This is a genomic window from Roseateles sp. P5_B10, from assembly GCF_056400485.1.
This window is the reverse complement of the sequence record NZ_JBFULE010000924.1, coordinates 1-1,927: the sequence shown is the minus strand read 5'-3', so window position 1 is coordinate 1,927 and position 1,927 is coordinate 1. Positions and strand designations below refer to the sequence as shown.

General features: G+C 70.1%; 2 protein-coding genes. One reads left to right on the top strand and one right to left on the bottom strand.

Annotation, left to right across the window (positions count from 1 at the left end):
• Nucleotides 1-147, bottom strand: a 147-nt coding sequence (locus AC1DU6_RS29310) for a DNA-formamidopyrimidine glycosylase family protein (RefSeq protein ID WP_477861489.1), incomplete at its 3' end; no start/stop codon positions are given.
• Between the two features lie 42 nt (nt 148-189).
• Here AC1DU6_RS29310 and AC1DU6_RS29305 point away from each other — a divergent pair.
• Nucleotides 190-1,927 (top strand): tetratricopeptide repeat protein (locus AC1DU6_RS29305; protein WP_477861487.1); only part of this gene is annotated, 1,738 nt, incomplete at its 3' end.

Sequence of the window (1,927 nt, the reverse complement as noted above, 5' to 3'; positions counted from 1 at the left end):
GCCGACGCGGCTGCCGAGCAGTGTTTCGGGGTCGACGCCGAGTGGCCAGCGCAAGGGTTTTCCCAGGCGAAGGCCGGTCACCCGGGCCCCCTGGATGGCACCAGCAAAGCTGCGGCGCGTGACTTCGACTTCGGGTAACTCGGGCATGAGACGGAAATCATAATCAGGCCCTGTCCAGTCGGAGTTCGAATGCCCCTGCCCACTCGCCGCGTGATCGCCGCGGCCGCCCTGTTCGCCGCCCTGCAAGCCCACGCCCAGGATGCCGTCGCACCGGCCACTCCCGCCGAGGCACCGACGAACTCGGCCATGGACGCGCCGCTGTTCTACCAGCTGCTGATCGGCGAGCTCGAGCTGCAGAGTGGCCAGGCCGGCGTCGCCTTCCAGGTGCTGCTGGACGCCGCGCGCCGCACCGGTGACGAGGAGCTGTTCAAGCGCGTCGTCAACATCGCCGTGCAGGCTCGTGCGGGTGACCAGGCCCTGATGGCCGCACGCGCCTGGGCCGAGACGGTGCCAACCTCGGCCGAGGCGCTGCAGAACTGCGTGCAGCTGCTGGCCGTCATGAACAAGCCCGCCGAAGTACCCACGCCGCTGGCGAGCTTGCTGCGCGTTGCGCCCGCTCCGCAGCGCCCCGGGCTCATCCTCGCGCTGCCCCGCCTGTTCCAGCGCTCGCCCGATCCCAAGGCCGTGCTCATGGCCCTGCGCCCGGTGCTGCAGGCCCAGGCCGGCCCGCTCAAGCCCGCCGCCCTGTACACCGAGGCCCGCCTGTCCATCAATGCCGGCGAGAACGCGCGAGCACTTGGGCTGACCCGCGAACTCAACCAGCTCGTGCCCGACAACGACGACGCGATGCAACTGGCCGTCGACCTGATGCCCACGGAGCCTCAGGCCGAAGGGCTGATCACCGCCAGGCTGCAGCAGACGCCTGATCAGCATGCGCTGCGCCAGGCCTATGCCCGCGCCCTGATCCTGGCCCAGCGCCCGGCCGACGCCGCGCGCGAATTCCGCCTGTTGACCGAGGCGACGCCCGACAACCCCGCCCCCTGGCTGGCCTTGGGCGCCACCGAGCTGGAGCTCAAGCATGCCGCCGCCGCTGAGGCCGCCCTGCGCGAAGCCCTGAAGCGGCTGGACACACCGGCCTCGGGCACCGATGCCGAGATCAAGGCCCGCACCGACGGCCGCCAGCAGGCCTGGTTGATGCTGTCCCAGGCGGCCGAGCAACGCGGCGACCTCAAGGCCGCCGAGGCGGCACTGCAAAAGGTGGACGGCAACGGACTGGAACTGCGCTACCGCCGCGCCAGCCTGCTGGCTCGACAAGGGAAGCTGCCTGAGGCCCGCAAGCTGCTGCAACCGGCGAGCGATGCCAGCGATGCCGAAGCCCGCGCCGCGCTGCTTGCCGAAGCCCAGCTGATGCGCGAGCAGCGCGACTACACGGCCTCACTGGCCGTCCTCAAGACTGCCACGACCCGCTTTCCCGCCGACGCCGACCTCGTCTACGAACAGGCCATGATGACCGAGAAGGCGGGCCGCTTCGATGAAATGGAGAGCCTCTTACGCCGGGTTATCGAGATCAAACCCGACTATCACCACGCCTACAACGCCCTGGGCTATTCGCTGGCCGAGCGCAATCTGCGCCTGCCCGAGGCCAAGGAGCTCATCGAACAGGCGCTGAAGCTGGCGCCGGGCGAGCCCTTCATCGTCGACAGCCTGGGCTGGGTCGAATTCCGCCTGGGCAACCTGCCCGAGGCCGCCAAGCTGCTGCGCCAGGCCCATACCGCCCGCCCCGACGCCGAGATCGCCGCCCATCTTGGCGAGGTGCTGTGGGCCAGCGGCGCCCAGGATGAAGCCCGCCGCGTCTTTGCAGAGGCCGCCCAGCGCGAACCTGGCAACGAGGCCCTGCGCGAGGCACTGGACCGGCTGAAGGTCAAGC